This window comes from Legionella donaldsonii (assembly GCF_900452385.1).
GTDB classification, from domain to species: Bacteria; Pseudomonadota; Gammaproteobacteria; order Legionellales; family Legionellaceae; genus Tatlockia; species Tatlockia donaldsonii.
In genome coordinates this window covers 3,261,423-3,286,835 of sequence record NZ_UGOA01000001.1, presented here as the reverse complement: position 1 = coordinate 3,286,835, position 25,413 = coordinate 3,261,423, and the positions used below count along the sequence as shown (strand labels likewise).

The window sequence follows — 25,413 nt, the reverse complement described above, 5'->3', positions numbered from 1 at the left end:
GATTTACCAGCCAGCGTAGCCTGGTTGCTTGCAACCAGGACTTATCTGATTCATTGACATTCTAAAGCGTGATGCTTGCGGAGAGGCCCTAAAGACTGGTTATTCCTTAGTAAGGTTGTTGAGGTAAGCAAAGTGATCCCTGCCATAAAAATTAGATAATAAGCCGGTGTTATAAGGCCTGCTCTTTCTGTCAGTAGCGTAATAATCAATGGCGCACTGCCACCGAATAAGGCATTTCCCAAATTATAAGAGAATGCTATCCCGCTATAACGAACGTTCTCAGGACAATTTTCAACAATAGCAGTTAGCGTATTTCCTTGCTCTAGTGAGCTTAAAACAGTTGCTATAGCCAGCGCTAACAGCGCCAGTAATATCGATTTGGACTGCAGGAAATAAAAGCAGGGTAAAAGGAATACTATAACGGCTGTAGACGTGATTATCAGTGTTTTTCTTCGGGTAAAATAATCACCACACAGGCCTGCCAAAGGAACTGTAAATAGCATGATAACTAACATCAGGCTATTCATTATGAAGGCGTTGGCGAATGAAAAGCCAATATAGTGTTCTAAATAAGTTGGCATATAACCAAAGAATGCATAGTAAAAGGAGGAGCCCATGCAAGTCAGTCCAAAAATCTTTAGTAATTGGTAGGGGGCGAACTTAATAGCCGCACTAAATGGGTAGGACTCAATGCGATTTCTTTTTTGTAATTGCGAGTAAACAGGCGTTTCAGCTAATTTAAACCGATAATAAATGATTAATGAGCCGGGTAATCCTATAAGAATAAAGGGTAGGCGCCATGCCCAATGGGTAATAGCTTCTTCAGTAAACAATAAATGAATGAGCATCAATGTGATTGTGGCAAATAAAAAACCCAAATTCGCACCTATTGCTGCAAAACTCGTGATAAGGCCACGTTTGTTTTGTGGGGCTGATTCAGCAAGGTAGATCATGATTCCACTGTATTCGCCGCCAATCGATATACCTTGTATTAAACGCAGGAGGATGAACAGGATTGGGGCAGTGACCCCTATCGTCTCATAAGACGGAATAACACCCACCAAAAGGGTTGATATGGTGATAATCAATATAGAAATTCTTAATGTTTTGGTACGGCCGCGCGTATCTCCAAAATAACCAAAAAAAATACCGCCGAATGGTCGGCAAAGAAAACCAACCGCAAATAAGATTAAAACGTCAATGGTTCCACTGCCAGCCGATGCTTGCGGAAAAAATTTAGCACCGATCATGGGCGCCATGAAAATAAAAAGCCCAAAATCAAACCACTCAATGGTATTGCCCAGACTGGATATGAGTACTTCTTTAGTGATCAATGGATGCCGGCTTGAGGTTATTTTTGTTTCCAATTTAATCCACTTTTATCATTGAAATTAAAAGGATGCTTGATTGTCATTACAATAGTTTTATGCGGCTGTGAGGTCTCTGGTGTTAAGGCCAATTCAGTGTATTGGCAGGTTCATCAATAGAGGTGAAACCAAAACAATCTTGGCTGAATCACCATTAAAATCACCAACCTAATGTTCTTTGCACTTTAGTTTAAATAGATAGTAACGATTACAGCATAATTCTTGCTCCGATACTACCAGTTCATGGTACAGGGGCGAGTAGGACCAAGGCTGAAACAGGTATTCAACAATCAATTAAGCCCTGATCTATAGTTTCATGATCACAGGATAGTGATGACTCGCTCCTTCTTATCAACGTCAGTGCCTATCTCTAGCCCTGACAAGGCATTAATTAAATTTCTTAAAAGATGAACTAATGCGACTACGGGAACAAGAGCAATTGTGAGTGCTAATCCTAACGAGTGTCTAATCACTTCAAGTGGAATAGCAATCCCCCAGGCTATAGAATTAATAATAGGCGTACTTTTTCTATGTTCTAAATAGGTATCAGAAATTAATTTACGCGCTAATAAAGGGAAAACCAAATAGTCTAGAACTCCTTTAATGCCTGTTTGACGGTTATGCTTATGTAATGCATGGAGCTCGGAGCCAATCATAACCGGGATGAGATAGGGTCGGAAAAAGGCCGTCATTACTTGTTCAAATATAGTTTTTTGAGCTGCTACAGTCGGGTACTCATAATGTTCACCCACTAAACATAAATACGTTGCGTCAAGGGTTCTTTCCCAGGATAAATTGTCTTCCCATTGTAATTGAATAATTTCGTGAGGTAATAAATCGGTTATTTCATCGGAGGCTAATATACTCAGCATAGGTTTAGTACGGTGGGAAATACCGGATGATTTAGAAAAAGGATTAAGTGCCCTAAAAAACCGACTCATAGGTAGTAACCTGAATGACTAACAAATTAAATCTCAAATTGGCAAGCTCTAAAGCTCAGCGCTTACCTAAACACGATGGTCAATACGCGTGGCATTTCTTATACAATTTTTGCTGCCGGACTCTATAATGTTTCAGAAGTGAAAGCAATAACCGGTTGAAAACGTGCTCGGGGGGCAGGGCTTGAATTTTGTATTCACTACTCAAAATTCAAGCCTCGACCTGAACGATCCCGCAAACACCTTGATTACGCTAAATCAAGGCTACGTTTGCTAACGGTCTTGGGAGGATGTCAATGAAGGTTCACACCAGGTTTCTCTGCTATGGTTTGGCAACTGGTGGTAAACAGACCTAAATGATCTGCCTCAATAAATGACTCACCATCCTGAACAAATCGGTCAAACAATACTTTAAAATGTTTGGGCAACAGGCGTAATTTAACCATGAAGTACACTAATTTTTCCATGTGTTCATAATATTTATCCGCTTTTTCTATCAGGGGCGCTTGATGCCCTCCAACACTGATATCCTTATTTAACAGTACCTTAAAACCAACTTTCTCGAGTGTATTTTTAATTTCATCCGGGGTAGGCGTATCAATTGCACCGATTAAGGGTTTAATGCGTTTTAGCAAATCACGATGGTGTTTATTAGTCGTATCGTAGTTATCCAGTTGTACCCAATCCAGAAAGGATATTTTTCCTCCGGGTTTAAGAACGCGATACATTTCAGCAAAGAGTTTTTCCTTATTTTTAGCATACGTTAAAACCTGGATTTGATATAAAGAATCGAAAGAAGCATTTTCAAAAGGAAAAGGATCATTCAAATTTGCTTTTATAAATTGGCATCGATCAGTTAACCGATTTAAATGGACAAATTCGTTAGCACTTGCTAACTGAACATTATCAATATTAAATCCAGTGACACTCGCTTTAGTGATAGTGGCTAAATGAGCAGCTACCCGTCCTCTGCCACAGCCCATATCTAGAACCTTATCACCTTCCCTAATGTTTAAATCATTGCTCATTTTTTCTTCGAATAAGATCTGATTGCCAACGATACCTTTAGTGAGATCCATCACGGGAGGAATATACATTTTTTCTACTTCACCAAGCGCACAAAGATGATTGAGAACAGCATAATAGTTAGCAATACTTTGCTCTTCATTCTCATCTGACGCCTCTTTGTTAAAGCTCTCATAGGAACGCAAAAAAGCATCGATTTGATCTTGAGGTAAACGGTAAATGGCCATGAAAGAGCGTAAGGCTGTTTTTAATCGATGCATTGATATTTGTACTGTAGTCATTATCGTTCGTCCTTGATTTTGTGACTAATTCGCTGTTAACAAACAAGAGTCCCGTCTTAATGAGGTGGCTCTTGTAACAACCAATATAACGGGTCAGGAACATATCGGCAACAGTGCATAATGGAGTCAGGGCTTGAATCTTGTATTCAGGTCACGGGGTGTGGTTGTGGCGAATGAGGTGTAGAGAGTTAGGTTGAAATCCCGGTTGCAAGCAACCAGGCCACGTTGGCTGGTTAAGGTTTGGGAATATTTAGCAATTCTTGCGCTAGCTTATCGTATTGGGTCTCGTTCTTAATCAGTGCTTCCAGTATTTCCCCTTCCGATTTTTTGAGCGCAGGATCTCTCAGAGCAAGGATATGTTGATGTTTTGCAATAAAATTCGCTATGTTTTGTAGCGCTTCTTCAAGGGGGACATAATAAATTTTGTCCGGTAAAAACATCCCGTCATCTGCAAACGAATACTCGCTGTCTTCATAGAAAGCATCCTTCATAAGAGAGCCTAGCGTTGTAAAATTTTTTTTCTTGACATACTCCTCATCAGAATCCAGTCCTATGTGATTGCCCTGGTTATCGGTGGCAATAGAACAGTGATAAGGACGAGATTCATTCCCTATTTGTTCACGGGTATCTGTTGCAAGGCAACTATAATAACGAGGGTTATCTTCTGTGGAATCAGCAAGAAGTACTGGTTCGACTTTTCTAAAAATCAGTAAGTCACCAGGGGATGGTAAATGATCAGGAGAATAACATTTATAAGATCCATCCGGGTTAAAAAGTGCGTCAGCCAAGGTTAACAACTGATTACTATCCTCCTCATTTTGTTCCTGGTTTTGTTCGTTAATTGTGTAAACGATATAACAAAGATCATCAATTTGTTCTTTAGATATCCTATTAATATCGTTCAGTACTAACAAACAAAACTCCCAGCAACATAAATGTGGATTTTCCTTGCTTGAATGTCTTTCAACAAGATTCGTATTGGGGGGCGATTTTCTTACTAATTCAAATTTTTCTGCTACTGCTGATTTAATCTGAGGTGGCACATCACCGATGCTATCACAAAAATTAATAATAAAATCATTGGCATAAGATGATAAAAAGGCTTGGGATACATAATAGCCATTACTTGAAATATGTTGTAATTTTCCTTGGTATAATGAGGCAGCATAAATCAGTTCTTTAGATAAATCTTCAACGCTTTTTTGTCGTTTGAAAAGTCTGGGATCGGTCCCGGATTCAAGTTTTCTTTTCATTTTTAGAACAATAAATAACCCACATAACCCTATTATAGTTCTTAAACAAGGCCCCCCACGTGTCGCGAAAGCAACCGTAGCCTGGTTGCTTGCAACGAGGATGCCCCGGATTCTTAAACAATGCCCCCCACGTGTTACGAAAGCAACCGTAGCCTGGTTGCTTGCAACCAGGATGTCCCGGCTTCTTAAATAATGTCCCCCACGTGTTACGAAAGCAACCGTAGCCTGGTTGCTTGCAACCAGGATGTCCCGGTTTCTTAAATAATGTCCCCCACGTGTTACGAAAGCAACCGTAGCCTGGTTGCTTGCAACCAGGATGTCCCGGTTTCTTAAATAATGTCCCCCACGTGTTACGAAAGCAACTGTAGCCTGGTTGCTTGCAACCAGGATCTATCAAAAAACCGCGATTAGATTGTTTCCCTCAATATAAAAATGCTAATTTATTGGTTGCAAGTTCACAGGGAAGAGTAACCTCATGGTCAATTACAGGCGAGATAAAACGCCGGGTGGCACCTATTTTTTTACATTAGCCTTAAGAGATAGAAAATCAAATTGGCTCACGAGTTATATAACATCTCTAGGATGCTCATTTCGACGAGCGAGAGAGAATAATCCCTTTATGATAAAGGCGATTGTCGTCTTGCCAGAGCATTTACATATGATTATGGAGCTACCTGGTGGAGAAGCAGATTATTCCACCCGACTACGCCAAATAAAAACTTATTTTTTACAAGAAATAGTATCCATCGGAGAGCCGGTATTAAAAAACCAGCGAGATGAGTACAATTTATGGCAGCGACGATTCTGGGAACATCGGATACGAGATGAATCAGATTTTTATGCTCATGTGAATTACATTCATTTTAATCCGGTGAAACACGGATTGGTAAAAGAAGTAATCGATTGGCCTCATTCAAGTTTCCATAGGTATGTCAGGGAAGGATTGTTACCAAAAAATTGGAGTAGAGAGTTCACGAGGTGTGACTTTGGTGAGTGAGGTATGGGGAATTAGGTTGAAATCCTGGTTGCAAGCAACCAGGGTACGTTGGCTGGGTTTTGTTCTTGATAAACAAGGTAGCCTGGTTGCTTGCAACCGGGGTTGTTACCGAAAATTGAAGTAGAGAGTTCACGAGGTGTGATTCTGGTGAATGAGGTATGGGGGATTGGGTTGAAATCCTGGTTGCAAGCAACCAGGCTACGGTGGATGAAGTTTTTTATCCCGTGTATAACACAATTGGGGAGTAAATGATGACGAAGGCTTTTACTAGAGAAGATGACGAGTATAGTGAACCGGAGCGACCAGATACCGTGTTACCAAGTATAAAAAATTATATGACCCCTGTTGGTTTTTCAATGTTGCAATCTGAATTACGCCATTTAGTCAGTAATGAAAGGCCGGAAATTGTGAAAGTAGTCAGTTGGGCTGCGGGCAATGGGGATCGCTCTGAAAATGGCGATTATATTTATGGCAAAAAACGATTACGTGAAATTGACAGACGCATCCGCTATTTGACGAAACGCCTGGAAAGCGCCCAGATAGTCGATCCCAAACTGCAAGTGGGCCTTACTCAAGTATTTTTTGGCGCTACGGTTCAATATAGCAATGAAAAGGGTGAATCCCATACGGTCAAAATTGTCGGTGTCGATGAAGCTGATATTAGTGCAGGAAAAATAAGCTGGATTTCACCCCTGGCGAAAACATTATTGAAAGCACGAGTTGGAGATAGGGTGACGTTGCGGGTAAATGGCGAGGAAAGTAAGTTAACGGTGACGACGATTTCTTACGTCGCTTAGGTTATAAAGGTACCGATGGCGTCAGATTGTTGAATCTCGCATTCAACAATCAAGACCATCAGGGACGTAAGACAGCAATAGCTTACGTCAGTACGCAAAGTATTTTTTCAGTTACCGTGAAACACGGCTTTTCGGAGAAGCCATAGCGGTTTGTCCCAATAAAGGACTTTCATCCTTATCAATCGGAGTAGAGGCTTTGGTATTTTCATTCTCAGGAAGTGGCCGCGATTCTCGTACAGGAAAATTAATGTTTACAGTCAGCACATAGCCCCTTAATTTCTACTGTACAATTCATGATTTCAAAATCAATCGCTGTAGCCAATTTGGTTATAGGAGTAAAATCAACAACACCGTCTAACTCCTTAACAAAATCACATTGCGTACAAATAAGAAACTTGCTCTGTCCAATATGTTTTCCATGTGAGCATGCGACATAGGCTTTGAGGCTGTCAATACAATGAATAAACCCTTCTTGATGCCAAAATTGTATAGCTCGATAGACCGTTGGCGGATTTTGTTTACCCATTTCATTAGATAATTTTTCTAAAATTTCATAAGCCCCCATAGGCTTCGATTCATAGAGAAGTATTTTCAGGACACGTTCTCTTGGCTCAGTAAATCGGTAACCGTTTTTAACACAGTACTCATATGCCTCGTTTAGAAAGCCCTCACTCATTCTCTCTATTATCTCCTAATAACGACACCATGATTTTACCATAAATCACATATTACGAATGTTCGCGTGAATTTTATCATCTGTTATATTGTAACACTTCAATAAAGTGTTATATTATACCACTTTAATTGGGTTGGAGTGGCATGAATGTTTAACGCTAATATTGATAACCGGATGACTGTAGCTGATACACCTGGCCTTATCAATGGTTATCGCAGCAATGATTTTTACCACTTTTAAAAAATTAATTTTCAATCATTAGTTTAATTAAACGTCTGTAACCTCATTAATAAAAGGTGTTGTATGTCTTTTAGGTATTTTCGCTTTTATCTTTCTGAATCAGGAGCCTATGATACAGAAGAGCTCAATCAATCCCTATTAACCTCTCAAAAAGAGCTTGGGTTTATCCGTGCGTCCTTTGATTTAATGAGCGACGAGCCGAGCATTAGCATTTTATGTGAATCAGAAGAAGAAATCACACACCACCAGGACAAGTGGTTGCTTTTTTTACAAAATAATCACATATCGCTCGAAGAGAAAATAGAACATGAAGTACTTGAGGACGAAGAACGGTTAAAAGTTCGTTGCGCGCATGAACTGGGTTGCTCACATGATGATCATGGCGAGCATGACCATCATAAACACCATGGCGAGCATGACCATCATAAACACCATGGCGAGCATGACCACCATAAACACCATGGCCAGCATGACCACCATAAACACCATGGCGAGCATGACCATCATAAACACCATGGCGAGCATGACCATCATAAACACCATGGCGAGCATGACCACCATAAACACCATGGCGAGCATGACCACCATAAACACCATGGCCAGCATGACCATCATAAACACCATGGCCAGCATGACCACCATAAACACCATGGCCAGCATGACCATCATAAACACCATGGCCAGCATGACCATCATAAACACCATGGCGAGCATGACCATCATGGCCACCATGATCGCCACTGGCTCAAAGCCGCTGTAGGGTTGGTATACGGTATAGGTTTGCTGACACTGTTTGTTGCAGGCATCAACATTCCTATGCTCGCTTATTACTTAATCACCGGGTCCTCTACGTTGGTCACCTTATATCTGGGACATCGAGTATACCAGTCTGCCTGGCATGCTTTGCTGCAAAGAAAATGGGAGATGAGTTCGTTATATACTATAAGTACCTTAACTATTATTGCCGTCTCTACCGTCAGTTTCTTCGTGCCAGGCTTACCTATGATGCTAGAGTCAGCCCCGCTTATTTTAGGATTTTGGCACTTGGGTGAGGCGATTGAACATAGCTTATTGGACAAACTTCATGAAAAACTGGATATACGTGATTGCGTCTCTGAAACCGCCTTATTAAAAGCGGATGGAGAGCGTAAAATCTCGGTTAAACAGCTTGTCCCTAATGATATTATTATCCTGAATAAAGGAGAAGTTATTCCCGTTGATGGCGTATTAATGCAATCAGCATTGTTGTATACCACAAGAATTGATGGCTCACCGCATCTAAAGCAATTTAAGCCAGGTGATGTGGTAAAAGCGGGTATGTGCCTGGCTAATCACATGCCTCCATTGGAAATGCGGGTTACCAAAACCTATCAAAATTCCTATCTGTCCTTAATTGCAAAAAAAATAAATAAAGCAAATGATGAAAAAGCGCCTGTTGAGCTATTAGCAAATCAAATCCTTAAATACTTTGTTCCTGGCCTGCTGACTGTTGCATTAATATCAGGAGTCGTTGTCGGTTCGTTATTTTCACCTGTACTCGCTATTCAGTGCGTCATTTCTGTTCTTGTCAGTGCATGCCCTTGTGCATTGAGTATGATTACACCTATGGCTGTCAGAATTGGTATGAAGAAAGCCTCCGAGAAAGGTGTTCATTATAAAGATGGTAAGACGTTACAGAGTGCCTCTGATATTGATACCGTCGTTTTTGATTTAAATGGCACGCTTACACAAGGCGAGGTTTCAGTTAGCAACCTGTTTATCGAAGAAAAAAACAAACCTTTACTGAAATTTATTGCTTTATTAGAAAGTCGGGCGCCTCACCCTGTAGGAAAAACGATTAAGGACTATATAGAGAAACAAGGGGTTCTTATTGATAACTCCCTAGAGGTCACATCAACGGATGCAAGCCACCACTCCGGTTTTAAAGGGATTATCTCTGGTGAAACATTTATGGTTGGCAATAGAGAGATGCTTCGTGCTAACGGCATTGATACGATTAACCCGCCTTATGACGACAATAAAAATGGGACCATTTATATGGTGCGGGGATCAGAGGTAATCGGACAAATTGCTCTAACCGATAAATTACGCGCTGATGCGATTGCCACAGTAAAGCAATTACAGTTGATGGGAAAACAGATCCATATCTGTACCGGTGCGGATAAAGAAACCGCAAAACAATATGCTGCTTTACTGGGTATCCCTCTCAGCAATATTTGTGCAAATACTGTTGGTGCATCTACTAGCGATGATGAGGTTTCCAAGGATAGTTACATTAAAAAATTGCAACGCCAGGGGCACAAAGTTGCTATGGTAGGTGATGCCGCGAATGATCTTTTAGCCATCGGAGAAGCAGACATAGGGATTGCGGTAGAGTCAAGTATAGGTGATAAAGTAACGAAACAAAAAGCGGGTATAGTTGTTCAACAGGGTTTGTTATTTCCTATTGTAACTGCGTTTGACGTTGCATCAAAAACCAAACAAAATATTTCCCAAAACTTATTCGTGAGTTTAACTTATAACTCAGTCATTACCTTGGTGGCTTCAGGATTGTTTGTGGCTTTGGATTTTGCACTAAATCCAGCGATGGGTGTTGCATTAATGGTTGTGGAGTCAGCGCTTGTTTTAGCCAATTTATATCGCCTGAAACATCAGGAAACAGTTGCCCCGGCTTCTCTCCCTGAGAATAAATTTGAGAGTGCGCTTCAGGGGGAAACAACGTTCAGATTATTAAACAGTCTTGGCTTTCGTCCGAAATCTTCTGTAGAGCAACAAGTCGTTCTACAGAAAGAGGAAGCGAGCCATTTTTCTGTATCTACTTCCCCTAGAGGTTGGCTCGGACTTTTTAACTATTGCACTCGAAGAACCGGCAACTCATCAGAAAAAAGGGTTGTGGATCAATCGCTAGTTTTTAACCAATGAGGGTTTGATTTTAATTTCATCGCATAAGGATCCTTATGCGATGAGGCTTCCATACGCCTATCCCAGGGGGATAGGTTGGTAGGATTTTCAGTCATCCTATTGAACCCAATCCAGTTCAATTAGGGGTTACAATAATCGCAGTACGCAGGGTCTGCTTCTAACAACCCATCTCTTCGTACTTTATGTTGTTGATGATCACAGGCAATACAACCCCAGACCTCTTCTTCATAAAATGACGTTGAGGAACCACAAAAAGAGCAAGGGAGGGTTCCGCGCGTACTTTTGAACCCAAAACCTGGGCACCCGCACTGGACACAAAGGGTTGCAATCCTTTGTGCTAATTTATCGGCTAACTCGCCAATGACTTCCATTCGGGTAGGATTCATCATCGCGCGCATATCGGTTGCTAAAAGAAGCTCTTTCTCTGTTTTAAAGCCCAGGGATACATAATGAATCAAGCTCTCTAACTCTTTAATGCCTTTCGCAAAAACATGTTTCCTATTAATGGATTGTACGATGAGTGCATGAGATGGGAATCGAACTCGCTCCAGAAAGGAGTCAATCTCGCTATGTTCATTAATCGTTATCATCGCATAGTTTGTTTTGGGGCTCACAAGCTGCTCTGCAACAACCCAATTATGTTCCCTATCAATAAATACCATCAACTCATGAGCACTCGGTACAAAAGGGAATGCCGGATGAGGGCCAAAACTGCCCTCAGAGGCTAAAGCAAGCGCATAATCGTAGTGTTCTGCGGCTGTTTTGGCTTTCAAGAGACAGGTTTCATAGGGGCTCAGGGTTCGCTCAATCTCTCCAGTAAACGTACCGAACTGATCCGTATCAAAATCGTGCACACGAAGGGTGCACGATAGCCTGTTGATAAAAGGTTGGGCAATGGCATGTTCTTTCTCATGCTTGGATGCCAACAAAATGGTCTGATTTTTATAGTACATGATTAAGTATTCATTATGTGGAAATAATCAAGCCGGGCGACCGAAACATCCGAAACAAACATGACTCCAGACTCCTTTTGAAATACAGTCTTCATCCCCAGGGCGATCGTAGCAATTACCTCTTCAGGTGCCACAGCAATAAATAAAACCAGAGAGGACTTATCATTAAACATCATTTTTCCTTCATGAAAGCCATGATGCCCTTTTCCAGAGACATTTCTTATCAGCGTATATCCTGTCACAGAGGCTTCTTCCATCATAGAGGTGATCAGGTGTTCATGCTCTCCGGCAACAACAATCTCAATTTTTTTCATTGGATGCAAATTAATCCCGATGTTTTTTCTTTCTTGAACCTTAATAACTGTCATTTTTTTCTCCTAATTACTTATTAACAAAAACCCACTGACCGGATTGATTCAATTGATAAGGCGATTGATTGATTGGATCGATCACCACTAAGTGAACCCATTGGTTAAAGAATAAAGTCTTTAAGATAGAGTGCTTTTCAATCACCTTGGAAACAACCTCTCTCGGTGCGTAAACAACCGTCAATAAGCGCTGTGGTTCATGATAAGCCAGCTCATCAGAACGCATGACCGATTGCAGGGGAAGACCATGCATGAGATCGCTCCCATTTCCCTGCATCACCCCAATGGTCCCAACCACGTTATGGGTTATCTTGCTGCCACTACCAAAAGCAACATTATCGAGAGTAGAAAACAAATATTGGGTATTGATCCATTCAGCAACCACCATGGGTGCGGTCAAAATGGTCTCAAGCAAGGCGCCATCTTTATCTTGTTCAAAGCGATAAGAATGTAAGAAACACCGGCCATCAAGAGAGATATTTTTTGTAAGATGACGAGGAGCAACAATGAATGCCGCATTGCGTGCCAATCCCCATTCAGGTCGTGTTTCAGACCAGTCCAGGCTTCTTCTTGCAAGGTCTTTATGAGGATGACTACTATGCAATTTAACCCCTCGTTCCTGATTCGTTAGACGCCGTGCTTCTTCTAAGTCCTCTTGAAGTTTACTGACGAGATCAGGATAAATAGGTTCAGGCCCCTCTGCAGTGTATAGTTCCACGGAGTCAGTGGTTGTATTATGAAGCGCTCCATAAAATACCGTATCAAGGGGGATGTGCATTCCACGGTCTTCCAGGCCCCGTCGAACTGCCGCTTTATTCAGGATTGAAGCCAATAATCGGGCATTAATACCGCCATGATTCCCCCCACAGGCACCGCAGTCTAACGCAGAAGCATAGGGATTATTTTCTGTCGTACTTCCATGCCCACAAAGAATAATGAGTTTGGCAAAACCTGAAGTGAGTCCCATGAGACGCAATACTGTTTCTGCATAATTAATCTGCTCTTGTACAGACAACCCATGCTCTGGATCCGTTTCACTTAACTCATAGGTCACTTTAGTTGGGAGAGCAGGCTTCAACCAGTTGTTGATTGCAGACACTGAATTTTTACTGAGTGTTGGTGATAACGATTTTAAAGTCATGTTCAAACCACACCACAGCCCTAACGATTCAACCAATGCAAAGGGTGTTGAAAAATTATGCTTCAATTGCCCATAGAGGCTTGTAAAACTGTTAATAAGTGCTTTGCCTCGCTGATAACGCTCAAAATCGTCTTTGTTCGCAGCAACGGGTACTTCTTTAATGGCATACTTCGGTTTTAATAAGACGGGACAACACTCTTTGGTTTTATTAACATCAAACTCATTGACTTGAACAGGTAGACCAAAAAATCCGGCAAAACCCAAGGTCTCGTAATGCCCTAAAGACTCGATTGCGCGGCGGAAAGGTTCAGAACGAACATCAATGCAAAACACTAACTGAGCGCTTCTGCGCGAAACAGGGACCTCGCCTTTTTTGACCTCTGGCAAAAGCTGGCTCAATAGCTTCTGCCGGTAGGAATCTTCCTTGCTTTTTAGTTGCGCCATCATTTTTTTAACCAAAGAGCCATCTTCGACGCTTTTTTTTTCTTGGATTGCATCAGGCCAGAGCACACAAGTCAGCACCAGGCGCACGGCGATGAAATCGGTGAGGGTAACGGGCTTTTCATCGGGCTGTTTTGAGTTCTGCCAATCCGTCTTCCATTTCACAAAACCTGCCCACCCGGGTAAATAACAAAGTGTCTTGGCAAGAAACGCTTCTTCTTGTCCCTGAGGAACATTCAGTCTTGAAAGGCACAGGTTAATCGCTTCTTCGGCTGACTCAGGTAATTGCCGCAAAAACTCTTTTGACTCTTTTTTATTTTGGTGCAATTGCTTATCAAAAGAAGCCAGTTTTAAGAACCCAAAATAAAAACCCTTATCACGATGCGGCATTTCAATACTTCCTTGCCCGGCATCAAAAAAACCACCACACCATTTAATCATTTGCAGATTAACTTCTTCCAATGGGCGATTACGCTCTGCCCTTTGACGTCTAAAGCCACCTTTAGCCAGGGCCTCTTCAAAAGAATGTGCTTCAAATCCTTGCAAAGGATTACAAGCGATAAACGTTTCAAGCGGCCAAACAGGCGCGATACATTTTGCGGCATTGTGTACCAGGGCTTGTATTTGAAGGTCTTCCTTTTTTGTGTGATGAAAAGCAGCTTCCTCTTTTTTAGGACGAGTACTAATCATCTCTTTTTCAGATAAAATTTTTGCAGTAGCCATAAAAACTCCTTAACAAATTAGTAGTTATAATCGTTTCGTAAAGCAGTCACTGTTTTTCTTGAGGGCTGGCCAGCATTAAACAAAGTGATATAAAGCCAGCATCCAAATTTTGATTTCGCCATGGTTTGATGCACTCCAAGATTAAATATTGCCCACAAGGAACCGAATAAAATCATTACGAGCCAGTGGAGCAGTGATAATTGCGGAGCCTGGATGGTTAAGAGGCTCGGTATCAAAAGCTCAACAAGGTGAATACTCCCGCCATACAGAAGGCCAGAAAACGAAGTAAGCAGGAGCCCTGAAAGCAGGCTTAACGCTGTCTGGTGGCTACGAACCCATGTAAGCATGAGTTGCGCTCCAGCGATGAAAGCAAAAAACAAGACAAAAGCACTGGCTTCAAAGAAGGAAACAGGCTTATTCGTGGCAAAGGCAAAAGTAGTCATCGCAACCACCCCACCGGCAAGAGAAGCGACCAGTAGGCCAGGAGACGCTTTCGAAGAGGTAACCTCTGATTTTTTCTGTTTAACCGCAGAGCCTGAACTTAAAAACAGGTAGGCTTTGAATAAACCATGCCAGCAAAGATGTGCTATCGCTGCAGCAAATAAACCTACACCACATTGCATCATCATAAACCCCATCTGAGCCATCGTGGAGCAGGCAAGCATGCGTTTAATGTCAGTTTGCATTAACTTCCAAATCGTACCCAATAAGGCAGATACAGCACCGAGGATAAATAAAACCGTCAGTGGTTCTTTGTTAATGGCAAATAAGGGGGCGAATTTAACAATCAGAATGCCGCCGCCATTAACGAGTCCCGCATGCATCAGTGCAGATACTGGCGTTGGTGAGTTCAAGGAGCTTATGAGCCAGCGGTGAAATGGCCACAATGCCGATTGGGTCACTGCCGTACACATTATCAGCCCCATGGCCAGAAAGAGAGCGGGTGTAAAAATTACATTGGATTGGCCGATCAGTTGCTGCATAGACAAGGTGTGAGTATTCACAGCCATCAAAATGAACGCTGCCAATAGGCTTAAACTTCCTGGAAGTAGCGTGTTGAGAGCCAACCAACCTGAGTTTTTAGCAGCAGACCATTGGCTTTTATGCACCATCAGCAGTATTAGAAAGACATTGCTCAGCGACCAGGAGATCCAAAACAGGACGAGGTTGTCAGAAAGAACCATTAATGTTGCACTGAGGGTAATGGCGGCAAGGGTAAAAAAGTAACGGGAATAAAGCCTGTCGCCATCCATGTATCTTATGGAAAAGCGGTGCACCACAAAACTCACAAACAAGATTAAGGTGCACAGCAATAAACTGAGGCTATTAAGGCCGAATAACCAATAAACAGAAGGCGCTGTTGATAAGGGAGTGCTGATCAACAGTATCAAGCCTGTTAAAAAGCCAATACCAATCAATAAACTGGCGATATGGGCCGTGACCATGGGTTGCTTTCTTCCTGCAAGGCAGTTTACTACCAGCGCGAAGAAGGGGAAGGCGAGAAGGGCAACAAAGAAAGTCATTTGAATGTTCACAGTATTCCTCATTAGAAATGTTTCTGATACGATTGGAATATATTAGATAAAGTGATATAAGTTAAATTAAAAATAATTATGATTATTATTAGGAATTCTAATGAGCATTGATACAATTACACTCCAGTGCTTCCTCTCGGTGGCGGAAACAAGAAGTTTTACCAAAGCAGCCGAGCGAGTTGGGCGCACCCAATCTGCAATCAGCCAGCAAATTGCCAAATTGGAGTCCCTTGTAGAAAAACCGCTGATTAACAGGGGCAAAGAGTTGTCATTAACCACGGATGGAGAAGTTTTTTTGGGTTATGCAAAGCGTATCTATGAACTACACCGTGAATTGCTTGATCGATTCAAAGAGCCGGAACTGGAGGGTGAAATCCGGTTCGGGTTACCTGAAGATTTTGCCACGATGATATTATCCGATGTACTCGTTGAGTTCGCACGATTGCACCCCAGAGTTATCCTCAATGTGGAATGTGATCTGACGCTTAATCTGATCGAGAAATTCAATCAGGGAAAATTTGATCTAATCCTGATAAAAACGACGCAACAAGATATCTTTGATGATGGGCTCAATGTCTGGAGTGAACCGGTTGAGTGGATTGGGAAGAAAGAACTGCTCCCCTCCCTGGATAAAGGTAACGGGATACCTCTCGTATTATCACCGAAGCCTTGTGTCTATCGGGGTAACGTCATTAATGCGCTGGCCAAGGCCAATCTTAATTGGCAACTGGTATATAGCAGCCCAAGTTATGCTAGTAAGATGGCGGCTGTACGGGCTGGATTGGGTATCACTGCTATTCAACGCACAATGATTCCTCCTTACCTCGAGCGGCTTGACTATGATTTTTTACCTGCCTTGGACGACATCCATATTTCCCTGTTAAAAAAGAAGGACAATAACAAGGCAGTGGAGTCACTGGAATTTTTTATATTAAAAAAAATGAAGTATTAATATTTATAATCAATAAGTTCCTATAAAGTGGATTTAACGATGCAAGGAAGTAACCTGAAATGAATAAAAATCCAGCATTTTCAATTATGGATGTGTTAGACCGCTCGACAATGCTTTCGATTATTATTATTAGTTTCATGATTAGTATTTTGTCCTTGGTGGTTCCAGTTGCAGCACAAATCCTGGTTAATTTAATTGCATTCGGCAAATTATTACAGCCTGTGATTACCTTAAGTTTGACGGTTCTTATTCTGATGATAGGTGTGGGTGCACTCAGCGTGTGGCAAATTGTCATTATTGAAATCATTCAACAAAAATTAATGGTCAAAATTAGCCTGAATCTCGCCAAGCGCTTCACTAACCTTTCGCTTGAAACTTTTTCAACCCATCATGGACCGGAATTAGTAAATCGTTTTTTTGAAATCGTTACCATCAAAAAGTCTTTAGCAAGCTTATTGTTATATGGGATTAACCTCGGTTTACAAATGTTCTTTGGGTTAATCTTGCTTCTTTTTTACCACCCGCTCTTTCTTGCCTTTGATTGCTTTATCTTGCTGGGAGTCTCGCTAATTATATTTATTCCCTACAAAAAAGGTTTAGAAAGTGCCAAAGACGAATGTACAGAAAAGCATGCGATTGGCGCATGGTTAGAGGAAATTCTTATTAATCGATATTTATTTAAATTCAATTCCTATCAAAATTATGTGGTCAAGCAAGTCGATAAAAAGCTCGTCAGCTTTTTGAAGGCCAGAAATAATCATTTCAAACAATTGGTAAAACATCAGGTTGGGTTCTATAGCCTATCTGCGCTAGCTGGCAGCCTGCTGCTTGGGTTAGGTGGTTACTTAGTGATTAACAATCAGCTGAGCCTCGGTCAATTAGTCGCGTCAGAAATTGTCTTGGGTGCTTTGCTTTATGCATTTAAACGATTTGGCGCTTTATTAGAAAATTTTTACGATCTTAAGGCGTCTGCAGAGAAACTTGAAAAGGTTTTGACGTTACCTTTAGAAAATACCGCCCCGGAATTTGATGCTCGATTGCTATCCCCGCTCCAGCTGATTGAGTTCCAAATCCCTTCGGTTGAGAAGGCCACTTTATCCTATGGTAACCCCTTGCTGGTTTTTTCAGAAAAAACAGAACAGCTTCAGAAATTGGTTGAGGAACTTCTGGGATTAAGCGATTCCCTCGATGTTTTAATTACTATTAATAACATTCCATACAACCGTAAAAACCTGATCGCACTCAGGGAGCATACTTCCCTTATTGGTGAGCCGCAGTGGTTTGCAGGGAGTATTTACGACAATCTGGTACTCAATCACCGGAACGTGGATAGTCATGCTATTTTTGAGCAGCTAAAACAGTTTAATCTCATCGATAAAATAGCAGAGTTGCCGGATGGACTGCAGACTAAAATCTATGAGTGGCAAACGGTCTTTACTCCATTAGAGTTGACCAAGTTAATGATAATACGGGCCATTATTACCAAATCCCGGCTTATTGTCCTTGATCGCGTGCTGGATCCATTTAATGGACATGAACTGGATAGTATATTGTCCTTAATACTCTCCCTGGAAGAAACGCTTCTACTGATTACTACCCAACGACCTCATTTCAATGAGCTATCGAATTACCTGGTGCTGCCATCATGAAATTGTATGCCTATTCGATGATTGCTAAATTACCAAAACCACAAAAAATACTGAGGATAATAGTAGGTATTTTCATTATTTGCGTAATCATTTTACTGATGACACCTTGGCAGCAATTTGCTTTAGGGAGTGGAAAAGTCATTGCTTTTTCCCCAACTGAACGACTTCACACAGTCAATTCACCCATTACAGGCCGAATAAAAAAATGGTACGTTGACGAAGGTATGGTGGTAAAACCCGGTGATCCTATTGTCGATATCACTGATAATGATCCGGAGCTTTTATCCCGTCTGATCATGGAAAAAGAAGCAATCCTTTTACGTATCAAAGCAGCTGAGCAAGCTATTCTTGCAGGCAAAGCCAATTTAGAAAGACAAAAGAAATTATATGATTCGGGTATTAACTCAAAACGCCAATACGAATTAGCTCAAATTGAATATGCCAAATACCAGAATGATTTAGCGCAAGCTAACATTGACAAGGTGAATATCGATGTTCGTATTGCTCGCCAGCAAACCCAGCTTATCAAAGCCCATACAAGCGGAATTATTTTCAAGCGTTTGACAGGCCAGGAAAGTGTAGTCGTCAATGCTGGCGATGTGTTGGCGCAAATTATTCCAGACACGAAATCCCGCGCCGTTGAGTTATGGATTAGTGGTAATGATATCCCCTTTGTGCGCTTAAAACAGAAAGCCCGCCTTCAGTTTGAGGGTTGGCCTGCCATACAATTTCGTGGCTGGCCTGAAATTGCAGTAGGAACCTTCGGTGGTATCGTTTCATTTATTGACCCTACCGATAATGGACAAGGATTATTTCGCGCCGTCATTATTCCTGATGAGCCTTGGCCCAGTAACCGATATCTAAGGCAAGGTGTACGTGTTCACGGATGGGTTCAGTTAGGTAAAGTCCCTTTATGGTATGAGCTATGGCGTCAATATAATGGTTTTCCGCCAGAAAGCGATGATGAGAAATCGACACCATGACGACGTCTAGACTTGAAAAATATCGTGTGTGCATACCCGTTATAAACTTGTTTCTCGTTTTAATTTCACCTGCCTGTTTTTCCCATACAGGCAAGGATGCTCTGGTACTCTCTACCGTTTTAAAACGAGTGAATGAATGTTACCCACAAATTCTTATTGCCCGCCTGGAAGTCACGAAAGCGCAAGGCGATTATTTAAGTGCTTTGGGGAAATTTGATCCTAACCTGAATATGAAAACCCGCTCTCAGCCTGCTGGGGGTTATATAAACAATTATACAGACAATCAAATCAATATACCCACGCTTGCAAATGGCCTTAAATTCTTTGGCGGATATCGTATCGGCAGAGGTGATTGGCCGGTTTACTACCAAAACTATCTAACCAATTCAGGTGGAGAATATCGGGCAGGTTTAACCTTACCCCTATTAAAGGATCGATTAATTGACAAGGAGCGTACAAAACTATTAACGCAAGCAGAAAAAATTGAAATGAACAATCAGGATGTTGGTGCAACAAAAATTAAAATCTATCAAGAGGCCATTAGAGCTTATTGGCAGTGGGTCCAGGCGGGTAAACAACTCACCATTTTCAAACAGCTTTTAAATCTGGCGCAAAAACGACAAAAAGCGATTATTAAACAGGCACGCGAGGGAGATCTGGCCAGGTTAGCCATTGCCGAAAACAGGCAGTTTATCATTCAGCGTCAACAACTTGTTAATCAAGGGCAAATGATATTTGAGCAAGCAGCTGTTAATCTTTCAATTTATTACAGGGATGAAAATAATCAGCCTAAATATCCTCTGGAACGACAATTGCCAGTTGACCTAACTTCTGGGGCGGGCAGTCGCCAGGACTATACGAATCTTGAGGACCAAATACGCAAACACCCTATTCTTTGTAAACTCGAAAAGTATTATCGAATAATTAAGCTAAAACAGAATCTGGCAAAAAATGATTTATTGCCTAATTTGGAAGCCACGGCTTATACCTTCAAGCAAAATGGCAGTGGCGGTGATCCCTTACTAATTCCACAAGCAGCCATGGTTGGTTTAAGATTTACATTTCCGCTGCTTCAACGCGAAGCCAAAGGCAAGCTAATTACTGCTACCACGGAACTGCAACAAATAGCGACAGAGAAAAAATTCATCTTTGACAAATTGAAAAATCAGTTAACCAACCTGCTAATTTCTAAAAAAATGTATCAAAAGCAAGTGAATTTGCTTACTGAGGAGTTGGCACTGGCGAAGCAGGTCCAAGCCGGGGAAACCGAAAAATTCTATGAAGGGGACAGTACATTATTTTTAGTGAATCAACGGGAGCAAGCCTCAACCCAGGTTCAACTCAATTTGATTAATTCACAAGTGAATTTACAACAGACCCGTGATTTAATTCGTTTCTTTGCCTCTACCAAGTTATAAAGGAAAAATTAGAAAGCATATAGCCGGCCTGCTTGTTGAAGATCCTGGAGTTACCCCCTTGAAATTTATTCCATAGTCCTTATTTAAGGATTACGCTAAATAAAATGGGGGATTTTTATGAATATTATTAAACGTGATTATTTTCCTGTTTATAAGGAGCTCGGTTCGCTTATCGAGAACATGTTGGGTAGACAACTTGAGGATGCTTCTTTTGTTGATACATCCACTTGGGCTCCCGCTGTGGATATTAAAGAAGAAAAAGATCGATTTCTTGTTCTCGCGGATATTCCAGGGGTAAGCAAGGAGAACATCAACATCTCTCTCGAAAACAACGTGTTAACTCTTCGAGGTGAGCGGTATTTTGAAAATACGGAACAAAATAAGGACTATACTCGAAAAGAACGCGTTCAAGGACAGTTTTATCGTCGTTTTAGTTTACCTAAAATTGCGGATGATGCCAAAATAAGTGCCAAATATAAGCATGGTGTCCTTGAGATATCTATTCCTAAAAAAGAACAATCGGTTGAGAAAAAAATCGATATTAAGGTGGAAGAATAAGGGTAAAAGCCCCCTGCATTGGGGGGCTCATCAACCTGTTAATCAACTTAATGGTTGCCTTGAGGCTTAGGTTTCAACGGATTGGCTTCTAAATTTAATCGTGCACGAAGATGAAAGATAATAAAAAAATAGTTAATAAGTATGAGTATCCTGATTTTCTTGCCTCGGCTCTCGCCATTCATGGTTCAGTGACGCCTAAGGTGCTAAAGCAAGTCTTTGTTGTGACTCTTTACGCCTGTTTCATATCCCTGTTAAGTTTATGTATCCCGTGGCTGGCTATTCCAATAAGTCCCTTTGAGTATGCAGGACTTGTGATGGGTTTAATTTTAGTTTTTCGTATTAATGCCGGTTATGATCGATGGTGGGAGGCAAGGAAACTGTGGGGCACTGTCGTTAATAACAGTCGAAATTTAGCCATAATAATTAATAATTATGTGTCATCAACGGAAAAGCATTCTATCCAGCAACTGATGGGATATATCGCCGCTATACCTTACTTAATGAAAAACAACTTGCGGATGGATGAGTCGGTTAAAGAAGTGCAGCATTTAGTCAGTCCAACAACCTTGGCAGAGCTATCCAAAATCGTTCATAAACCCAATTTTATATCCAGCAAAGTGGCAGGGTTGCTTTCACTCTTGTTAAAAGAAAATAAAATGAATGAATTTTCTTTTCTTAAAGCCGAAGAATGTCGTGAAACGTTAATAGATTGTCAAGGAGCCTGTGAACGTATATTAAAAACCCCAATGCCTTTTGTCATGGCAATTAAATCACGGCGTTTTATTCTATTATTTTTGTTAATTCTACCGATCGCCCTTGTTGATTATTCGATCTTTATAAACCCATTAGTGACCGCACTTGTCGCTTATGCATTGTTCTCCCTGGATCAAATTGGGATAGAGCTGCAAAATCCATTCTCCCCGGAAAGACTTAGCCATTTGCCATTAGGAGATATTTGCCGAGGCATAGAAATGAATGTGATGGAAATTTATAAAAGTAATGGGGAGCAAGGCCTACCGTCAAGCGCACAAAAAATTAATAAGCCTGAAAACCCTTACCAAAGCCAAAAAGCGAGAGACTTTCAAACCAATGATTAAAGGCCTAATAAAACGCTGCAAGCACGGCTCCAATTTTAACGTCATGACGCATCGATAACGAATATCAGCCTGGTCTATTAAAAGGTGTTTTGGCAACTGGTCGAGTCTAAGGCCATCTTCCAATTAACAGAAAAATTATCCTTTTCTGGCTGATAAACGCCGCCTCGTATAACGGGTATCTCAAAGAACATCAACTAGTTACCCAACCTCGCCAAGAAAGATGCGATTAATTTAAATTGCAAAGGAAAATGCATGTATTAAAATATTAGTATATTAAAATATTCTAATATTGGAATGCATCATGCCCGCTAGAAAATTAATTTCCGAGAAAATGGCAGAGTTTATAGGTGCGATAGCCCACCAACACCGCATTCGAATCATTGAAGAATTGCATACAGGCGAACAAAACGTAAACAGTCTACAAGTGATTTTGGGTACGAGTCATTCGGTAGTATCACAACACCTGGCTATTTTAAGAGCGAACAAGGTAGTCAAACAACGTAAAGAAGGGAACCAGGTTTATTATCAATTGGCACAACCAGAATTAGCCGATTGGCTGCTTCAAGGACTAGCTTACCTTGAAGGTGGATTGCAATCTGATGAAGTTATCCGCTCAGCGGTTAATGAAGTAAAGACGATATGGAGCCATGCGCCAGACGTTAAGGACGCTGGTTCAAATGCATAAGACATTATGCTCTAGACGTTTAACACGGAAGCCTCCAATAACCAGGGGCGATAGGCGCATCCATGGAGTTATTTAATATGTTCAAAGAATTCAAAAGTGACTTTATGGCAGGCATCATTGTCTTTTTTGTAGCCCTCCCATTATGCCTTGGTATCGCCCTGGCATCCGGTGCACCTTTATTTTCAGGCATTATAGCCGGGATCGTCGGCGGCATAGTAGTTGGTATAGCCAGTGGCTCCCAATTGGGCGTTAGCGGACCTGCTGCGGGGTTGGCTGTTATTGTACTTACGGCCATCAATACCTTAGGGTCTTGGCCTGCCTTTTTACTGGCCGTTATTTTAGCCGGTATTATCCAAATGCTCATGGGCTATGCAAAAGCCGGATTTATTGCTTATTTTTTCCCCTCTTCAGTCATAAAGGGGATGTTAACGGGTATAGGGCTTTTGATTATTTTAAAACAAATTCCCTATGCCCTGGGTTATGATAATGAGGCAGTTGGCGACCTTTCAGACTTTCAAGTGGACGGGGAAACCACCTTTGCGTCTATTAGTAGTGCATTCCATGCGTTTACACCAGGTGCAATTTTAATTTCAATCTTATCATTAGCAATGCTGATTCTTTGGGAAACCGTTTTAACAAAAAAACATAAGGTTTTTGAATTAATACAAGGACCTATAGTCGTTGTTTTAATGGGGATTGCGATGAACCTGCTGTTCCAATCAAAAACCTTGAATTTTAGTTTGGGCCCAGACCATTTGGTGAATCTCCCTGTTGCGGATAATGTAATGGAATTTTTCAAACAATTTACTTTACCGGATTTTTCTGCAATAACGCATCTCCAGGTGTGGAAAACTGCTATTGTTTTAGCCATTGTTGCAAGCCTGGAAACATTGCTTTGCGTAGAAGCGACTGACAAGTTAGATCCCTTAAAAAGAGTGACCCCAGCAAACAGGGAGCTAAAAGCGCAGGGATTGGGTAATCTAGTGTCTGGGCTGTGTGGTGGATTACCGATTACCCAAGTCATTGTGCGTAGCACTGCAAACATTACTTTTGGTGGAAAAACCAAGCTTTCTACAATAGTTCATGGTTTTTTCCTGTTAATCAGCGCTGCCACTATTGCTAAATTCCTAAATTTGATTCCCCTTGCAAGCCTGGCGGCTATATTAATTTTAATTGGTTATAAGCTGGCTAAACCTGTACTGTTTAAACAGTTGTATCGATTGGGCGCAGAGCAATTTGTCCCGTTTATTGCAACGGTTGTGGGTATTGTGGCAACTGACTTGCTCAAAGGAATTTGTATCGGCCTGGCTTTTGGTATTTTTTATACCTTACGCCATAGCTATTACAATGCCTATTCTATGAAAGAGACGATCACCAGGGAAAATGAACAGGCGGTTCATCAGCTCGTATTGGCAGAAGAGGTTTCTTTCTTTAATAAGGCCAGCATCATTCAAGCCCTCGATGCCATCCCGCCTTATTCAAAAGTAATTATTGATTGCTCAAACTCAAAGTCTATTGCCTACGATGTTATTGAGTATCTCCGTGATTATAAGATAAACGCAAAACTGAAAAACATTACTGTTGAAACGATAGATTTTATTGAGCCCGTCTAATACTTAGACCCGATGTAGGAGCATAAAGATGAAAACATTGACCAAAGAAATGCAAGCGGCTATTACACCTGCAATTGCATTGCATTTATTGGAAGAAGGCAATAAACGATTTGTAAATAACTTAAAAGTTAACCGTAACCTTTTGCAGCAGGTTAATGAAACCTCTGATGGACAACATCCCTTTGCAATTATCTTAAGTTGCATTGACTCCCGTACCTCGGTCGAGTTGATATTTGATCAGGGTTTAGGCGATGTATTTAGCGTACGGGTAGCAGGAAATATTATCAATGAAGATATTTTAGGCAGTATGGAATTTGCCTGCAAAGTAGCAGGGGCAAAGATCATAGTGGTTTTAGGACATTCAAAATGTGGTGCAATAAAAGGCGCCTGTGATGATGTAGAAATGGGTAATTTGACCGCCTTGTTAAGTAAAATACAACCCGCTGTTAGCGCTGAAAAAGAGACTGTTGGAAACCGAAATTCAAGTAACGAACAGTTTGTGGAAAAGGTTACTGCAATTAATATCCATAGAACCGTACAGGCAGTTATGGAGTCCAGCCCTATTTTAAAAGAGCTCATTGACGCAGGCGAATGCGGAATTGTTGGAGGCCATCATGATATTTCAACAGGCGAAGTGAGTTTTTATCAAGATACCAAGTTCGGGTTTTTTGAGACTGAGCCTGTTTTTAAATCGGTCATAACAAACACTTGAGGGTCAATCTGTGCGCATCAATGGGATCAGGGATGACCTATACTTTTAATTTCTTACGTCGTCTTGCTTATAAAAGTACCAATAGAGT

Annotated in this window: 22 protein-coding genes and 1 pseudogene; 12 read left to right on the top strand and 11 right to left on the bottom strand. The window is 41.3% G+C overall.

The features are described from left to right. Positions 1-50: 50 nt before the first annotated feature. The 4 genes from DYC89_RS14875 to DYC89_RS14860 form a co-directional block, all read right to left on the bottom strand. Positions 51-1,367: an MFS transporter gene (locus DYC89_RS14875; protein ID WP_245954031.1), complete on the bottom strand. Its 1,317-nt coding sequence runs from the start codon at positions 1,365-1,367 to the stop codon at positions 51-53. A 320-nt stretch (positions 1,368-1,687) separates the two neighbouring features. After that, the gene (locus DYC89_RS14870; RefSeq protein WP_115222494.1) at positions 1,688-2,308 is read right to left on the bottom strand and encodes a hypothetical protein; all 621 of its coding nucleotides are present in this window, start codon (positions 2,306-2,308) and stop codon (positions 1,688-1,690) included. Positions 2,309-2,598: 290 nt separating this feature from the next. After that, on the bottom strand, positions 2,599-3,612 hold the full coding sequence (locus DYC89_RS14865; RefSeq protein ID WP_115222493.1) for a class I SAM-dependent methyltransferase: 1,014 nt from the start codon (positions 3,610-3,612) through the stop codon (positions 2,599-2,601). Between the two features lie 233 nt (positions 3,613-3,845). Beyond that, complete coding sequence (locus DYC89_RS14860) at positions 3,846-4,865, bottom strand: hypothetical protein (RefSeq protein ID WP_115222492.1); 1,020 nt, start codon at positions 4,863-4,865, stop codon at positions 3,846-3,848. Positions 4,866-5,340: 475 nt separating this feature from the next. Here DYC89_RS14860 and DYC89_RS14855 point away from each other — a divergent pair, with 475 nt between their 5' ends. After that, positions 5,341-5,862 (top strand): REP-associated tyrosine transposase, encoded by a 522-nt coding sequence (locus DYC89_RS14855; RefSeq protein ID WP_115222491.1) that lies wholly within the window; start codon positions 5,341-5,343, stop codon positions 5,860-5,862. Positions 5,863-6,110: 248 nt separating this feature from the next. Continuing rightward, positions 6,111-6,659 (top strand): transcription elongation factor GreB, encoded by a 549-nt coding sequence (gene greB / locus DYC89_RS14850; protein WP_245954030.1) that lies wholly within the window; start codon positions 6,111-6,113, stop codon positions 6,657-6,659. A 111-nt stretch (positions 6,660-6,770) separates the two neighbouring features. Here greB and DYC89_RS16570 read toward each other — a convergent pair whose 3' ends face one another. The 3 genes from DYC89_RS16570 to DYC89_RS16755 form a co-directional block, all read right to left on the bottom strand. After that, positions 6,771-6,923, bottom strand: a complete 153-nt coding sequence (locus DYC89_RS16570) for a hypothetical protein (protein WP_181879426.1) — start codon at positions 6,921-6,923, stop codon at positions 6,771-6,773. Continuing rightward, a complete protein-coding gene (locus DYC89_RS14845; protein WP_115222489.1) occupies positions 6,904-7,335 on the bottom strand; it encodes a Fur family transcriptional regulator in 432 nt (143 codons plus the stop codon). The genes DYC89_RS16570 and DYC89_RS14845 overlap by 20 nt, the downstream gene beginning before the upstream one ends. A gap of 606 nt (positions 7,336-7,941) precedes the next feature. After that, positions 7,942-8,307 carry a hypothetical protein gene (locus DYC89_RS16755; protein ID WP_245954029.1) on the bottom strand — a complete coding sequence of 122 codons (366 nt, stop codon included), beginning with the start codon at positions 8,305-8,307 and terminating at the stop codon, positions 7,942-7,944. Between DYC89_RS16755 and DYC89_RS14840 the strand changes: the two are divergent. Further along, positions 8,191-10,368, top strand: a pseudogene (locus tag DYC89_RS14840) (heavy metal translocating P-type ATPase); the annotation flags it as partial. The gene DYC89_RS16755 and the pseudogene DYC89_RS14840 sit on opposite strands and share 117 nt — an antisense overlap. 248 nt (positions 10,369-10,616) lie before the next feature. On the opposite strand, the gene DYC89_RS14835 reads toward DYC89_RS14840, so the two are convergent. The 4 genes from DYC89_RS14835 to DYC89_RS14820 are packed head-to-tail and all read right to left on the bottom strand — an operon-like array spanning position 10,617 to position 15,658. Then, on the bottom strand, positions 10,617-11,450 hold the full coding sequence (locus DYC89_RS14835; RefSeq protein WP_115222488.1) for a DUF6671 family protein: 834 nt from the start codon (positions 11,448-11,450) through the stop codon (positions 10,617-10,619). Between the two features lie 2 nt (positions 11,451-11,452). Continuing rightward, entirely contained in the window at positions 11,453-11,818 is a 366-nt protein-coding gene (locus DYC89_RS14830; protein WP_115222487.1) for a P-II family nitrogen regulator, read from the bottom strand. Between the two features lie 13 nt (positions 11,819-11,831). Continuing rightward, positions 11,832-14,123, bottom strand: a complete 2,292-nt coding sequence (locus tag DYC89_RS14825) for a DUF2309 domain-containing protein (RefSeq protein ID WP_115222486.1) — start codon at positions 14,121-14,123, stop codon at positions 11,832-11,834. 17 nt (positions 14,124-14,140) lie between these two features. Further along, entirely contained in the window at positions 14,141-15,658 is a 1,518-nt protein-coding gene (locus DYC89_RS14820) for a proton-conducting transporter membrane subunit (protein WP_245954027.1), read from the bottom strand. 100 nt (positions 15,659-15,758) lie between these two features. Between DYC89_RS14820 and DYC89_RS14815 the strand changes: the two genes are divergently transcribed. From DYC89_RS14815 to DYC89_RS14775, 9 genes are all read left to right on the top strand, one after another. After that, on the top strand, positions 15,759-16,610 hold the full coding sequence (locus DYC89_RS14815) for a LysR substrate-binding domain-containing protein (protein ID WP_115222484.1): 852 nt from the start codon (positions 15,759-15,761) through the stop codon (positions 16,608-16,610). A gap of 59 nt (positions 16,611-16,669) precedes the next feature. Then, positions 16,670-18,259 carry an ABC transporter transmembrane domain-containing protein gene (locus DYC89_RS14810; protein WP_115222483.1) on the top strand — a complete coding sequence of 530 codons (1,590 nt, stop codon included), beginning with the start codon at positions 16,670-16,672 and terminating at the stop codon, positions 18,257-18,259. Next, on the top strand, positions 18,256-19,242 hold the full coding sequence (locus tag DYC89_RS14805; protein WP_115222482.1) for an HlyD family secretion protein: 987 nt from the start codon (positions 18,256-18,258) through the stop codon (positions 19,240-19,242). The genes DYC89_RS14810 and DYC89_RS14805 overlap by 4 nt, the downstream gene beginning before the upstream one ends. After that, positions 19,239-20,660: a TolC family protein gene (locus DYC89_RS14800; RefSeq protein WP_115222481.1), complete on the top strand. Its 1,422-nt coding sequence runs from the start codon at positions 19,239-19,241 to the stop codon at positions 20,658-20,660. Before DYC89_RS14805 ends, DYC89_RS14800 begins: the two co-directional genes overlap by 4 nt. A gap of 117 nt (positions 20,661-20,777) precedes the next feature. Further along, positions 20,778-21,218, top strand: a complete 441-nt coding sequence (locus DYC89_RS14795; RefSeq protein ID WP_058445673.1) for an Hsp20/alpha crystallin family protein — start codon at positions 20,778-20,780, stop codon at positions 21,216-21,218. A 110-nt stretch (positions 21,219-21,328) separates the two neighbouring features. Then, positions 21,329-22,315, top strand: coding sequence for a bestrophin family protein (locus DYC89_RS14790; RefSeq protein ID WP_115222480.1), 987 nt, complete (start codon positions 21,329-21,331; stop codon positions 22,313-22,315). Between the two features lie 301 nt (positions 22,316-22,616). Then, positions 22,617-23,000: an ArsR/SmtB family transcription factor gene (locus tag DYC89_RS14785; protein ID WP_115222479.1), complete on the top strand. Its 384-nt coding sequence runs from the start codon at positions 22,617-22,619 to the stop codon at positions 22,998-23,000. Positions 23,001-23,077: 77 nt separating this feature from the next. Continuing rightward, on the top strand, positions 23,078-24,613 hold the full coding sequence (locus DYC89_RS14780; RefSeq protein ID WP_220271779.1) for a SulP family inorganic anion transporter: 1,536 nt from the start codon (positions 23,078-23,080) through the stop codon (positions 24,611-24,613). A gap of 28 nt (positions 24,614-24,641) precedes the next feature. Next, positions 24,642-25,325 carry a carbonic anhydrase family protein gene (locus tag DYC89_RS14775; protein WP_115222477.1) on the top strand — a complete coding sequence of 228 codons (684 nt, stop codon included), beginning with the start codon at positions 24,642-24,644 and terminating at the stop codon, positions 25,323-25,325. Positions 25,326-25,413: the final 88 nt, after the last annotated feature.

Coding starts and splice junctions, on each gene's coding strand:
- DYC89_RS14815 (WP_115222484.1), top strand. CDS start 15,759: ATGAGCATTGATACAATTACACTCCAGTGCTTCCTCTCGGTGGCGGAA.
- DYC89_RS14835 (WP_115222488.1), bottom strand. CDS start 11,450: ATGTACTATAAAAATCAGACCATTTTGTTGGCATCCAAGCATGAGAAA.
- DYC89_RS14860 (WP_115222492.1), bottom strand. CDS start 4,865: ATGAAAAGAAAACTTGAATCCGGGACCGATCCCAGACTTTTCAAACGA.
- DYC89_RS14775 (WP_115222477.1), top strand. CDS start 24,642: ATGAAAACATTGACCAAAGAAATGCAAGCGGCTATTACACCTGCAATT.
- DYC89_RS14870 (WP_115222494.1), bottom strand. CDS start 2,308: ATGAGTCGGTTTTTTAGGGCACTTAATCCTTTTTCTAAATCATCCGGT.
- DYC89_RS14830 (WP_115222487.1), bottom strand. CDS start 11,818: ATGACAGTTATTAAGGTTCAAGAAAGAAAAAACATCGGGATTAATTTG.
- DYC89_RS14865 (WP_115222493.1), bottom strand. CDS start 3,612: ATGACTACAGTACAAATATCAATGCATCGATTAAAAACAGCCTTACGC.
- DYC89_RS14800 (WP_115222481.1), top strand. CDS start 19,239: ATGACGACGTCTAGACTTGAAAAATATCGTGTGTGCATACCCGTTATA.
- DYC89_RS14790 (WP_115222480.1), top strand. CDS start 21,329: ATGAAAGATAATAAAAAAATAGTTAATAAGTATGAGTATCCTGATTTT.
- DYC89_RS14805 (WP_115222482.1), top strand. CDS start 18,256: ATGAAATTGTATGCCTATTCGATGATTGCTAAATTACCAAAACCACAA.
- greB (WP_245954030.1), top strand. CDS start 6,111: ATGATGACGAAGGCTTTTACTAGAGAAGATGACGAGTATAGTGAACCG.
- DYC89_RS14785 (WP_115222479.1), top strand. CDS start 22,617: ATGCCCGCTAGAAAATTAATTTCCGAGAAAATGGCAGAGTTTATAGGT.
- DYC89_RS14780 (WP_220271779.1), top strand. CDS start 23,078: ATGTTCAAAGAATTCAAAAGTGACTTTATGGCAGGCATCATTGTCTTT.
- DYC89_RS14795 (WP_058445673.1), top strand. CDS start 20,778: ATGAATATTATTAAACGTGATTATTTTCCTGTTTATAAGGAGCTCGGT.
- DYC89_RS16755 (WP_245954029.1), bottom strand. CDS start 8,307: ATGGTGGCCATGATGGTCATGCTCGCCATGGTGTTTATGATGGTCATG.
- DYC89_RS14810 (WP_115222483.1), top strand. CDS start 16,670: ATGAATAAAAATCCAGCATTTTCAATTATGGATGTGTTAGACCGCTCG.
- DYC89_RS14825 (WP_115222486.1), bottom strand. CDS start 14,123: ATGGCTACTGCAAAAATTTTATCTGAAAAAGAGATGATTAGTACTCGT.
- DYC89_RS14845 (WP_115222489.1), bottom strand. CDS start 7,335: ATGAGTGAGGGCTTTCTAAACGAGGCATATGAGTACTGTGTTAAAAAC.
- DYC89_RS14855 (WP_115222491.1), top strand. CDS start 5,341: ATGGTCAATTACAGGCGAGATAAAACGCCGGGTGGCACCTATTTTTTT.